Annotated in this window: 12 protein-coding genes; 6 read left to right on the forward strand and 6 right to left on the reverse strand. The window is 72.0% G+C overall.

Annotated features, from left to right (window positions below; genetic code table 11):
• Together AC3WLN_RS02225 and AC3WLN_RS02230 are read right to left on the reverse strand one after the other, a co-directional pair.
• Positions 1–1,264, reverse strand: a 1,264-nt coding sequence (locus tag AC3WLN_RS02225; protein WP_492479266.1) for a DUF5666 domain-containing protein, incomplete at its 3' end; no start/stop codon positions are given.
• Positions 1,265–1,275: 11 nt separating this feature from the next.
• Positions 1,276–2,109 carry a DUF6502 family protein gene (locus AC3WLN_RS02230; RefSeq protein ID WP_492479267.1) on the reverse strand — a complete coding sequence of 278 codons (834 nt, stop codon included), beginning with the start codon at positions 2,107–2,109 and terminating at the stop codon, positions 1,276–1,278.
• Between the two features lie 138 nt (positions 2,110–2,247).
• Between AC3WLN_RS02230 and AC3WLN_RS02235 the strand changes: the two genes are divergently transcribed.
• The 3 genes from AC3WLN_RS02235 (at position 2,248) to AC3WLN_RS02245 (ending at position 3,264) form a co-directional block, all read left to right on the forward strand.
• Positions 2,248–2,535: a hypothetical protein gene (locus AC3WLN_RS02235; RefSeq protein ID WP_492479268.1), complete on the forward strand. Its 288-nt coding sequence runs from the start codon at positions 2,248–2,250 to the stop codon at positions 2,533–2,535.
• Positions 2,535–2,678 carry a hypothetical protein gene (locus AC3WLN_RS02240; protein WP_492479269.1) on the forward strand — a complete coding sequence of 48 codons (144 nt, stop codon included), beginning with the start codon at positions 2,535–2,537 and terminating at the stop codon, positions 2,676–2,678. The genes AC3WLN_RS02235 and AC3WLN_RS02240 overlap by 1 nt, the downstream gene beginning before the upstream one ends.
• A gap of 85 nt (positions 2,679–2,763) precedes the next feature.
• A complete protein-coding gene (locus tag AC3WLN_RS02245; RefSeq protein WP_492479270.1) occupies positions 2,764–3,264 on the forward strand; it encodes a hypothetical protein in 501 nt (166 codons plus the stop codon).
• A gap of 62 nt (positions 3,265–3,326) precedes the next feature.
• Here AC3WLN_RS02245 and AC3WLN_RS02250 read toward each other — a convergent pair whose 3' ends face one another.
• Both AC3WLN_RS02250 and AC3WLN_RS02255 read right to left on the reverse strand, forming a co-directional pair.
• Positions 3,327–3,503: a hypothetical protein gene (locus AC3WLN_RS02250; RefSeq protein ID WP_492479271.1), complete on the reverse strand. Its 177-nt coding sequence runs from the start codon at positions 3,501–3,503 to the stop codon at positions 3,327–3,329.
• A 74-nt stretch (positions 3,504–3,577) separates the two neighbouring features.
• Positions 3,578–4,333, reverse strand: coding sequence for a Crp/Fnr family transcriptional regulator (locus AC3WLN_RS02255; RefSeq protein ID WP_492479272.1), 756 nt, complete (start codon positions 4,331–4,333; stop codon positions 3,578–3,580).
• Positions 4,334–4,943: 610 nt separating this feature from the next.
• On the opposite strand from AC3WLN_RS02255, the gene AC3WLN_RS02260 reads away from it, so the two are divergent.
• Together AC3WLN_RS02260 and AC3WLN_RS02265 are read left to right on the forward strand one after the other, a co-directional pair.
• Complete coding sequence (locus tag AC3WLN_RS02260) at positions 4,944–5,525, forward strand: Crp/Fnr family transcriptional regulator (RefSeq protein ID WP_492479273.1); 582 nt, start codon at positions 4,944–4,946, stop codon at positions 5,523–5,525.
• Positions 5,526–6,109: 584 nt separating this feature from the next.
• Positions 6,110–8,314, forward strand: coding sequence for a VTT domain-containing protein (locus tag AC3WLN_RS02265; protein WP_492479274.1), 2,205 nt, complete (start codon positions 6,110–6,112; stop codon positions 8,312–8,314).
• Here the strand turns inward: AC3WLN_RS02265 and AC3WLN_RS02270 are convergent.
• On the reverse strand, positions 8,281–9,081 hold the full coding sequence (locus AC3WLN_RS02270; protein WP_492479276.1) for an endonuclease/exonuclease/phosphatase family protein: 801 nt from the start codon (positions 9,079–9,081) through the stop codon (positions 8,281–8,283). The genes AC3WLN_RS02265 and AC3WLN_RS02270 overlap by 34 nt on opposite strands.
• Positions 9,082–9,083: 2 nt before the next feature.
• A complete protein-coding gene (locus AC3WLN_RS02275) occupies positions 9,084–9,335 on the reverse strand; it encodes a hypothetical protein (protein WP_492479277.1) in 252 nt (83 codons plus the stop codon).
• A gap of 443 nt (positions 9,336–9,778) precedes the next feature.
• Between AC3WLN_RS02275 and AC3WLN_RS02280 the strand changes: the two genes are divergently transcribed.
• Positions 9,779–11,386, forward strand: coding sequence for an ABC transporter substrate-binding protein (locus AC3WLN_RS02280; RefSeq protein WP_492479278.1), 1,608 nt, complete (start codon positions 9,779–9,781; stop codon positions 11,384–11,386).
• Positions 11,387–11,421 lie beyond the last annotated feature (35 nt).

The raw sequence follows: 11,421 nt of genomic DNA on the forward strand, positions 1-11,421 counted from the left end.
CGCCCGGTCCGCGCCCGGGGCCGCCCCCGAACCCGCCCGGCCCGTCCGGCCCGCGGCCGAACCCGCCGGGGCGCTCGAAGCCACCCGGTCCGCCGAACCCGCCACCGGCCCGGCCGTGTTCCCCGCCCGTCGGCGTGCGGGTGTCGATGTCGAAGCGCGGCGCACCGCCCGGCTGCCCCCCCGGCGCACGCCCGTCGAGGCCACGTCCGTCAAGGGCACGTCCATTGAGGTGCGGTCCATCGAGCCCTCGTCCGTCATGACCGTGTCCGTCGAGCCTCGGCAGCGATCCGCGATCGGGTCCGGTCTGGAGATCCGGATGCTCGCTGCCGCGCGCGTCGATGCGCAGGCTCCGCAGGCTGAGGCGTCCGTCACGCGACGGCTCGGCGGTGACGATGGCGCGCACGCTGCCGCGGCGCGGCACACCGGAATCGGCCCGGCCCGCGACGTCGAGGCCGGAGCCGAGCCGGAGCCGTCCGGCGTCGCGCCCGACATAGGCCTCGATCGAGACCCGCCGCAGGCCCGGGACGAAGAGCGCGGGCGCCTCCTCGATCCCCGTCACGGTCAGGCCGGACCCGGCCGGCTCGCCCAGGACGACGGCGCGACGGCCCACCTGCCGAGCGTCGATGCCGAGGAGGCGCAGGTCACCGATCATCGGCGTCCCGTCGGGGCCGCGCCGGACGAGGCCGGCGACCCGCGCCGTCCCGTCCGGGCGGTGCTCGACCAGGCTGGCGACCACGATCCCGTCGGGGCGGCGCAGCCCGGCCACCGCGACCCGGTCGCCGACCGCCCAGCCCTCGCGCTGCGCCGCCGGCAGGGCGACGCGCTGCCCGAGGACGGTCAGCCCGCCCGGCCGAACCGCCTCGACCGGGCCGACGACCTCGCTGGTGACGTCGATGCGGCGGGTGGCGAGGGTCTTGCCCGCTTCCAAGGCGACCACGCGGACCACGTGCCCGATCCGCAGGTCGCTCGCGGCCGCCGGCCGTCCGTCGATCCGGACGAGGACGTCGGCCGGATAGGTGATGCGCAGGTCGTTGACGACGATCGAGCCGAACCGGCGGATCGTCCCGATCACGCCGGTGCCGCCGAGGCCGCGGTCGCCCTCCTGCTCCTGCCCGTCGCCGGGCGGGGGGCTCGGGCGGGCGCCGGTGCCGCCGATGCCCTGGTCGCGGATCGGCGGCTGCGGGTCGGCCTGGGCCGTCGATGCCAGGACGAAGGGCGCCGAGGCGAGCAGGCGCAGGGCATCGCGGCGGTTCGGTGCGCGCATGGCGGGCGCCCTCACGCCTTCGCCGCTGCGGGCGGCGCGTCCTCGGCGTAGATGTAGACGCCGAAATTCCAGCGATGGCTGCCGCCGGCATCCGTCTCGCAGGCCGCGTGGGCCTCGCGGTTGGCCTGCTGCAGGGCCTCCATGGCGATCTCGCGGGCGCGGACCTCCAGGCGCTCGGCCAGATCCTTCGACAGGCCGTCGTAATGCACCGCGCGCTCCAGGAAGCGCGGGTCGGGGGCGGTGATGTTGGCGACGCTCGCGGCGATGTGGTCGTGCAGGTTGCGGCCGAAGTAATAGAGCTGCGACTCGCCACCGCCCTTCGGGACGTAGGCCGCCTCGGCGAGGACGATGTGGCCGTCGCCATCGGCGACGACGAGCCCCCGGTCGAGCCACTCGTCGAGGACCGCGCGCGGACGCAGGTCGCGGGTCACGGCCGTGACGAGATCCTCGAAGGACGGCCCCTTCCCCTCGCCGGCCCGCGTCAGCGGCCGGGGATGGCCCTCGGCATCGGTGAAGGCGGGGTCGGCGAGCCAGCGCGCGATGATCCGGCTGCTGCGCGACACCGAGGACGGCACGGCGCTCACCGGCGCGCCCGCCCCGCGCAGGCGGCTGACCTCCTTGCGGTGGATTCCCGTGAGCAGGCTGACGCGGCTGTCGGTCTGCTCCTTGCCCGGCAGTGCGAAATCGTACTCGGCCACGTTCACGTAGAGTTCGCGCAGGAGGGTGGTCAGGGCCGGGAAGGTGATGCCGCGGGCCACGAACAGGCGCACGAGCGGCCGCAGCAGACGCGCGACGGGCGCATGCAGGTTCGCGCCCTCGGCGGGCGTCTCGGAGGAATCGACCATCGCAGGACCATAGCCATCAGCCCGTGGGACACAATCCCACGCCGTGCGCCGCCGCACAAAATCCCATGCGTATCCAATTGACGTGGGAAATTTACCCACGTATCGCTGGGCCCGCCGATCCTGCACCGGAGCGCCGTGATGGCCGAGACGAGGTTCCCGACGACGACCGGATCGCTGCCGCCGCTGCGATCGCCAGCGACGCGCGTCAGGACGATCCCGGCCGGCCGGCCCATCGCCATGATCGCCCGTGGGCTCGCGGTCGTCGCCGGCCTCGGCCTGTCCGGGCTCGGATTGCACCACGCCGGCCGCCCGGCGCCCGAGCGGATCGACGTCGCGGAGACCCCGGCTCCGATGCGGGTCGCCGCACATCGGCGTCCGGCCCTCGACCGGATGGCGTCGGCCCTCGACCAATCGCGGGCCGAGTGATGTCCGGCGCCGCGGCGCTGTCGCCCCGCCCCCGCACCCGGCGCGCCGTCCGGGAGCGGCCCGCCCTCCTCATCGACCTCCTGCTCTGTGCCGTCCCGGCCGTCGCCACGGTGGTGCTGCTCGTGCTCGCCCTGCGGGGGTGAGCGACCCGCGCCCCGGCGCTCACGATGCGTTAACCGCGCCGGCCCATCCTGGCGGCCGGACACAGCCCCAGACAGGAGGATCGCGATGTCGTCGATCTCGACCGGGCCGGCTCCGGTCTTTCCGTCACCGAAGGTTCGCGCCCACGACCGCATCGCGGCGCAGGCGGCCTCCGGTGCGATCAGCGGCACCGACCAGACCGCGCTGGATACGGCCGTCGACAGCATCGACGCCGCCCTGAAGGGGTCGGACGGCCCCGGCGCGGCCACTTCCGCGCGCCTCGACCCGGCGGACCTGAAGGCGCGGATCGACGACCTCATCGGGCAGCAGGTCCAGGGCGGGCGCCTGACGAGCGATCAGGCCGAGACCCTGAAGTCGGTCCTCGGCGGAGAGGCCGGAGGATCGTCCGGGGCGGGCCTCGCCGCCGCGCCCGCGGCCGACACCACGGCCCAGAGCACCAACGATCTCCTGGCGACCTTCGTGCGGCACTTGCAGGCGCGCCAGGACCAGACGAGCCCCTACGGCGCCGCCGGCACCCGTGCGAACACCCCTTCGGCCAGCGCCCTGCTGATGAACTTCAAGGTCTGAACCCGGTCCCGATCAGGCCCTCGACGGGGGAGCCCCGGCGGATCGGGGCGAATCCCGGCCCGTCAGCCCGGGGGCACCGTCTCGGAGAGCTTGCCGGCGATCCAGGCCTGGGCCTCGTCGAGGTCGGCGAAGATCGGCGCATGCAGGCCGTCGACGCGCCCGAACCCGACTTCGAGGAACCAGTGGCCCGCCACGGACTCGTGCTCGCTGGAGAGTTGCACGAGCACGGCGACGAGCATGCCATCCACGAAAACCAACCGGCTCTCTTGGTCCTTGCTGCCCGTCGCAATCTGAACGGGCTGGAGTTTCATGGTCATGCCGAAGCCCGCGTCCCCGGAAGCAGGTATTTCGAGTTGAATTCCGCGATGGACTTCAGACGCTGACGATCGAGAATTTTCAGGGTCCGCCCTTTGAGTTCAATCACGCCTCGGCGCCGGAGTTCCTGAAGCGAGCGATTCACGTGCACGTTCGAGAGGCCGACCGTGTCCGCGAGATCCAATTGGGTGATCGGAAATTCGTAGGAATCCTCGCTGGCGTAGCCGACGACCTGCAACCGCACGAGGAGTTCGCAGAACAGGTGCGCGATGCGCTCGATCGCGGAGCGGCATCCGACATTGACGAGCCATTCGCGCAGCGTCGCCTCGTCCACCAGCGTGGCGAGACGCAGCGCCCGGGCGATGGCCGGATGGTCTTCCAGGAGGGTCCGCACCACCTCGACCGGCAGGCGCACCACGCGGCAGGCCGACATCGTCGTGATGGTGTGGTCCATCTGAGCGAGCAGCGCCACGTCGAGGTCGCAGGTGTCGCCGGGAACGAGATAGGCGGTGATCTGGCGCGCTCCGTTCGCCCGGTGCTTCTGGCGGCAGGCGATGCCGTCCATGATGAGGATCACGCCGTCCGGCGCGTCGCCTTCGCGGATCAGGTCGACGCGCGGTCCGATGGTGTGACCCTGGCCGCTGACGCGTTCGAGCACGGCCCGATCGTCCCCGGAGAGCGGCCCGAACCCTTCCAGCTTGCGGATCAGCGGGTTGGACGCCGCGGTGGTCGGAATCTGGGAAAGAGACGGCAAGACGATGTCCGTGATCCTGGCGGCGATGTCGGGTTGCGATCGCCCGCGCCCGGCGGCGCGACGATCGGCGGTCGGGCGGGTTGTCCGGGCGGGAGGATGGCGGGCGGAACGGAAAGGAGGGTCTCGCGAGACTGGCGGCGGCGGCGCCCTCCGCCGGTCGTGAGATGTACGTCCGTTCGCCGCCCCGACACGGATTCCTGTCGCGCTCCTAACGGTCACCACCGCCGAACGGCTCCCGATTGGGCACATAATTATCGCGGACGCCGAGGAGACGTAAGATCGGGACTTTGATCCGTCCGATTCCCAACAGTTAACCTATGTTTATGCACAGCAAACGCTCGGTCTGAGTCGCGTTTTCGAGCGTTCACAGCTGCGATTGATCCAGCGCGGAACCTTCGCTATGGCCGAGACCCGGCGCGAGAAGCTTGTTTCTCTCTGCCGAGAGAGGAAGCTCTGTCGTTCTGGAATGCCGATCTCGTCGCGTAATCGTTTGCTGCGAACGCTCTCGTCGGACGACCTAGCCCTGCTCCGGCCGCGGCTGCGGCGCCTGGAACTGACCGCCCGTGAGGTACTCGTCCCCTGCGGCGCAGAGCTGGAGCGGACCTATTTCGTGGAAACCGGTCTCGTCTCGGTCATCATGCAGGGCGGGGCGACCCGGCTCGAAGTCGGGATGATCGGTCCGGAGGGGTTCGTCGGGGCCTCCACGGTCATCCTCGGGTCGCGGACCTCTCCCTACGAACACATCGTGCAGATCGGCGGCTGGGCGCTCGCGATCGACTTGCCCGATCTGCACGCCGCGATGGAGCGCAGTGAATCGCTGCGCCGCCACCTGTTCCGCTTCGTGCAGGCGGAGCTGTTCCAGGCCCGCCAGACCGCCTTCGTCAATGCCAGCTTCGGGATCGAGACCCGCCTCGCCCGTTGGCTCCTGATGTGCCACGACCGGGTCGAGGGCGACGAACTCCTCCTCACCCACGAGGTCCTGGCGCTGATGCTGGGGGCGCAGCGCTCGGGCGTGACCCTGGCCGTCCAGAGCCTCGAGGGCGCCGGCTACATCCGGGCCCGGCGCGGGCGGATCACCATCACCGATCGCGACCGCCTGCGCGCGGCGGCCGGGGGCAGCTACGGACCGGCCGAAGCCGCCTATCGGTGCCTGATGGAGGGCGGGCCGGAGGGCGACCGGCCGGAGGCCTGACGGCGAGCGGCCCGGCCGGACGCTACGGGACCAGGGTCGGCCGGTCCGCCGGCTCCTCCGGCCGCGCCGGTTCCACGTCGTCCGGGGACGGAACGTAGGCGCACCACGCACATTGGCCGGCCTCCGCTCCCCGGGGCGTATTGGCCTGGGAGCAGAGCGGGCAGACGGTCAGGCGAAGCCGGGCGCCGCGAAGAACGCCGTGGCCGCGCCCGCGAAAGGTGATCTCGCGATCCTGGGAAATGGTCGGGGTTCCGAATGCTCGTGGAGGCGGGTGCTCGTGGAGGGACTCCGAGATCGCCGGCCGGTCCGTCGGGCCGGCGAGCGGTCGGGGTAGGAGGCGGCGCCGGCGTCCGAAGGACCGGCCGGTGATCGGTCCGGTCTTCACCCGGCGACGGCCCGAGCGTTAGCGGATGTGCCGCGCCGGTGCAAAGGCGATTGCTGCAGCGCAACGTCTCGCCCGGCAAAACATTCTTTGGCATTGTCCGGCAAAGGAACGGGGTCTGGCAACCGATGGCGAGACGCACGAGATCCGACCGGCGGAACGCGAGCATGGGCCTTTGACGTCGACAGAACTCCGCTCCTGGATGCTGATCGTCCTGGGACTGGCGGCTCTCGCCGCCGCATGGTTCCTGCTGCCGGTCCAGGCCTGGCTCCAGGCCTTCGGGGCCTGGGCGGCCGCGCTCGGGCCCTTCGGACCCATCGCCTTCGCGGCCCTCTTTGTCCTGGCCACGCTGCTGGTGGTGCCGGGCACCCCCCTGACCATCGCGTGCGCCCTCGCCTTCGGCTGGTGGTCCCTGCCCCTCGTCCTCGTGTCGGCGACCATCGGCTCCGTCCTGGCCTTCCTCGCCGCGCGCGGCATCCTGCGCCAGCGGGTCGAGCGCCTCATCGCCCGCCGCCCCGCCATGGGCGCGACCATGGAGGCGGTGGGCGATGGCGGCTGGCGCCTCCTGACCCTGATGCGCGTCAGCCCCTTCGTGCCGTTCAACGTCCAGAACTACGTGCTCGGCCTGACGCGGGTCCGCATGCGGGACTTCCTCGTCTCCACCCTCCTGGGCATGGTGCCGGGCACGGTGCTCTGCGTCTATCTCGGGGTGATCGGCCGCAGCGCCGGCAATCCGGCGGCCCATTGGATTCCCCTCGGGCTCGGCCTGGTCGCGACGCTGGCGGCAATCGCGGTGACCCGGCGGCGCGTGAAGGCCAAGCTCGCCGCGCGCGGCCTGCAGCTGGCCCCGCGCGGGACGGCGCCGTCGCGCATCCACCCGCCGGACCCGCCCCACCCCGCCGCGCGCTGGCTTCGCCCGGGCCACACCTGCTGGCGCATCGAGCAGGCCGAACGGGTCGCGCTGCTCCATGACGGGGCCGCCTACTTCGCCGCGGCCCGCGCGGCGATGCTGGCCGCCCGCCACTCCGTCCTCCTGGTCGGCTGGAGCTTCGACCCGCGCCTGCGCCTCGCGCCGGACGGCAGCCACGCGCCCGAGGGCGAGACCCTGGAGGACCTGCTGCGCCGGATGCGGGCCTGCCGGCCCGACCTCGCGATCCATCTCCTGATCTGGGACATGCCCTGGCCGCTCTCGGCCGGGCGCGACCTGACGCCGGAGGCGATCCGGGAGCGGCTCGGCCCCGGCATCACCTACCGGGTCGACGCGACCCTGCCGACCGGCGCCTGCCAGCACCAGAAGATCCTCGTCGTGGACGACGCCGTGGCCTTCTGCGGCGGCGGCGATTTCGAGGCCAACCGCTGGGACACGCCCGCCCATCGCGACCGGGACCCGCGCCGGCGCCTGCCGAGCGGCGAAACCTACCCACCGCGCCACGACATCATGATGGCGGTCGAGGGACCGGCCGCGGCGGCCCTCGGCGATCTGGCCCGCCAGCGCTGGCTCGATGCCACGGGCGAGCGCCTGGCGCCCCCGCCCATGCGCGGCGACACGGCCTGGCCCGAGACCCTGACCCCGCTCCTCGTCGACACCCCGGTGGCGCTGGCGCGCACCTGGCCGGAAACCGCCCGGCGGGAGGCGGTGCGGGAGAACGCCGAGCTGTACGGCGCCGCCATCCGCGGCGCCCGCCGGGTGATCTACCTGGAGAACCAGTACCTCACGGCGCCGCTGATCGGCGACGCGCTGGTGGCGCGGCTGGCCGAGCCGGAGGGACCCGAGATCATCATCGTGGTGGCCGAGCGCAGCCCGAACGGCTTCGACCGCCTGACCATGGACAGTGCCCGGCGGGGGCTGATCCGCCGGCTCCGCGCGGCCGACCGCCACGATCGCCTGCGCATCCTGGCGCCGCACACGCCGGAGGGCCGGCCGATCCTGGTCCACTCCAAGGTCGGCATCTTCGACGACCGGCTGGTGCGCGTCGGCTCGACCAACCTCAACAACCGCTCGCTCGGCTACGACAGCGAATGCGACCTCGCCATCGAGGCGGCCCCGGGGGTGGACGACCCGATCCTGCGCACGGCTATCACCCGCCTGCGCGACGGCCTCGTCGCACACCATGCGGGCTGTCCACGGGAGGTCTTCGAAGAGGCCGTGCGCCGGCGCGGCTCCCTGCGGGCGGTCCTCGACGATCCGGCGCTCGTGGCCCCGCGACGGCTCTGCCGTGTCGTCGCCTCGCGGCGGGGCCTGGTCGCCCGCCTGGTGGAGGCCTGGCACCTCGGCGACCCCGTCGGCACCCAGGATGCCTGGCGGCCTTGGCGCCGGGGTTCGGCCCTGCAGGCCCTGCGCGGCCGGGACCTGCCCGAGACCGCGCTCGCGGCTCAGGCCCCGGAGGCGACGGCCGGCGCCTCCTGAGGCCTGTCGGCGGCGTTCGCCCCCGCCTCGACGGTCAGCGTCGCCAGGAGCGGCCGGTGATCGGAGGCGTGCCGCGCCGCGCCGTCGCCCAGCACCGAGACCCGGTCCACGGCGAGGGCGGGGCCCACGAAGACGTGGTCGAGGCGCAGCACCGGACAGCGGCTCGGGAAGGTCGCGCGGCCGGACCGGGTCCGCGCCAGGGCGCGCGCATCCGCGAGGCGCGCCGTGATCTGGCGATAGGCCCGGGACCACGGCGTCGCGTTGAAGTCCCCGGCCAGCACCACCGGCCCCGCCGCGAGGGCCGCCGTGACCCAGTCGGGGCCGAGGAGCGCGGCGAGCTGCGCCCCCCGCTCGGGCGCGACCAGACCCAGATGGGTGTTGAGGACCTGGAGCCGATGGGCGCCGACCTGGACCTCGACCCAGAGCGCGCCGCGCGGTTCGAGGCCGGGGCGCCCGGCGAGCCCCGGCAGGGCGCCGGCCCTGACGAGCCGCGAGGGCCGCGCGGTCAGGATCGCGTCGCCGTAGCGCTCCGCCGCGACGTGCAGGGCGGCGTGGAAATGGTGCCGCATCCCCAGGATGTCGGCGATGTCTCGGGCCTGGTCGGCCCCGCCGGTGCGGGCGCGGCCGAGATCGACCTCCTGCAGCGCGACGATCTCGGCGCCGCTGGACCGGATGGCGGAGGCCACACGCCCCAGGTCGACCCGCCCGTCGCTGCCGCGTCCGTGACGGATGTTGTAGGTGAGGAGGCGCAGGGGCGTCGCGGCCACGCTCAGGCCGAGGGCTCCGCGAGCCGGGTGCGGTGCCGGTCGAGGGCCGCGCGCAGGTGCGGCAGGAACGGCGAGCGGCTGTCCCAGCGCCCGACCGCCTCCTGGAGCCGGTCCAGGGCCTCGATCTGCGCCGACAGGCCCTGCGCCTGCGAGAGATAGGCCCAGATCGCATCCTCCGCCTCGCCGATATCGACGGGCTGCTCGGCGATCAGGAGGCCCTGGAAGCGCTGAAGCGTGTGCTCGAGATCGGCCATGTCCAACTCTCCGGATCTTCCCTGCCTGCGGACGGCACCGGGCGTCTCGCGCCCTGCCCGCCCGGCCGTGCCGAGCCCCTGATATGGAGCGGCGGGCGCGGCCGGGGAGGCTGGGCTACGCATCACGTCATCCCGGATTCGCGCCGGTCTCCCGCAGCAGCCGGTTCGGATCGGGGATGCGGGTTCAACCGGTCCCGGTGCCGCCCTGTTCGGCCGCGACGCCGGCGCACCCGGCTCCGACCGGGGTGGGACTTGACCGATTCGTGGCTATTGACCGATTTTTGGGCATGACGGGGCCCGGTCGGTGGGCGGCGGGGCGCCGAGCCGCATCGGCGTGGACGGCGGCGAGAACCGGGTTCGGGCTTGGCCCGATCCATGCCAAGGTGATCCGTGCCAAGGTGTCGCCAGCCGCCTGGGATGTAAGCGCGAAGAGGATGGGTGCCTTGTTGAAGTCCACGGTCAAAGCGTTCGTCTCGGCCACCGCCCTCGCCGGACTGGTCGGCCTCACCGCCACGGTGCCGGCCGCGGCCGCGAACGTCTTCCGCTTCGCCTTCCAGGGCGACATCAAGTCCCTCGACCCCTACTCCCTGAAGGAAAGCTTCACGATCGGGATGCACGGCGCGGTCTTCGACTCGCTGATCACGCGCGACAAGGATCTGAAGCTCGCCCCCATGCTGGCGGAATCCTGGGAGAATCCGGAGCCGACGCGCTGGCGCTTCCATCTGCGCAAGGGCGTGAAGTTCCACGACGGCTCGGATTTCACGGCCGACGACGTGATCTTCTCGGCTACCCGCGTGCGGGCGCCGGGCTCGAACTTCACCACCAACGTGCCGTCCGACGCCGAGTGGGTGAAGATCGACGACCACACCGTCGACATGAAGCTCAAGGGCCCCAACCCCATCGCCCTGTACCAGTTCTCCACCTGGTACATCATGTCGAAATCCTGGGCCGAGAAGAACGGCGCCGTCGCCCCCACCCTGCCGAGCGCGACTTCGACCAGCTACGCCGCCCTGCACGAGAACGGCACTGGGCCGTTCATCATCACCGAGCACCAGCCCGGCGTGCGCACGGTGTTCAAGAAGAACCCCAACTACTGGGGCAAGGTGGAATCGAACCTCGACGAGGCGGTCTTCACCACCATCCAGAACGACGCCACCCGGGTCGCCGCCCTGATCTCCGGCGAGGTCGACTGGATCGACCCCGTGCCGCTGCAGGACGCCCAACGGGTGAATGCCAGCGGCACCGCCACCGTCATGGCCGGGCCGGAGCTGCGCACGATCTTCCTCGGCATGGACCAGTCCCGCGACGAGCTGAAGGATTCGAACGTCAAGGGCAAGAACCCGTTCAAGGATGTGCGCGTGCGCGAGGCCTTCTACCGGGCCATCGACGAGGAGACGATCGCCAAGCGCGTCATGCGCGGGCAGGCCGTGCCCTCCGCCCTGCTGATCGCGCCGGTGCTGTTCCCCCGCGCCGGCGAGTTCAAGCGGCCCGACTACGACCCGAAGCGCGCCAAGGCGCTCCTCACGGAGGCCGGCTATCCGGACGGCTTCTCGCTGGGGATGGACTGCCCCAACGACCGCTACGTCAACGACGAGGCGATCTGCCAGGCGGTGGTCTCGATGCTGGCCCGGGTCGGCGTGAAGGTGAACCTCAACGCGCAGCCCAAGGCCAAGTACTTCGCCAAGGTCCTGGCGCCGGCCTACGACACCTCGTTCTACCTCGTCGGCTGGACCCCCTCCTCCCAGGATTCGCACAACATCCTGTTCGAGATCGCCGGCTGCCGGGGCGGCTCCAAGCCCGGACGCGGCAACTGGAACCTCGGCAATTACTGCAACCCGAAGGTGGACGCGCTCGCCGATTCCGTCGAGGCCGAGAGCGACCAGACCAAGCGCAACGCCGAGATCAAGGAGGGCTTCGACACCATCCAGGCCGATTGGGGCTTCATCCCCCTGCACCAGCAGGCCCTGGCTTGGGGCGTCTCGAAGAAGGTCACCCTGGTCCAGCGGCCGGACAACATGCTGATGCTGTACTGGGTCTCGAAGCAGCCGTGACATTCATGGCCGATCGGTTTCAGGATGTAGCACCG

This window comes from Methylobacterium sp. FW306-05-D (assembly GCF_058782155.1).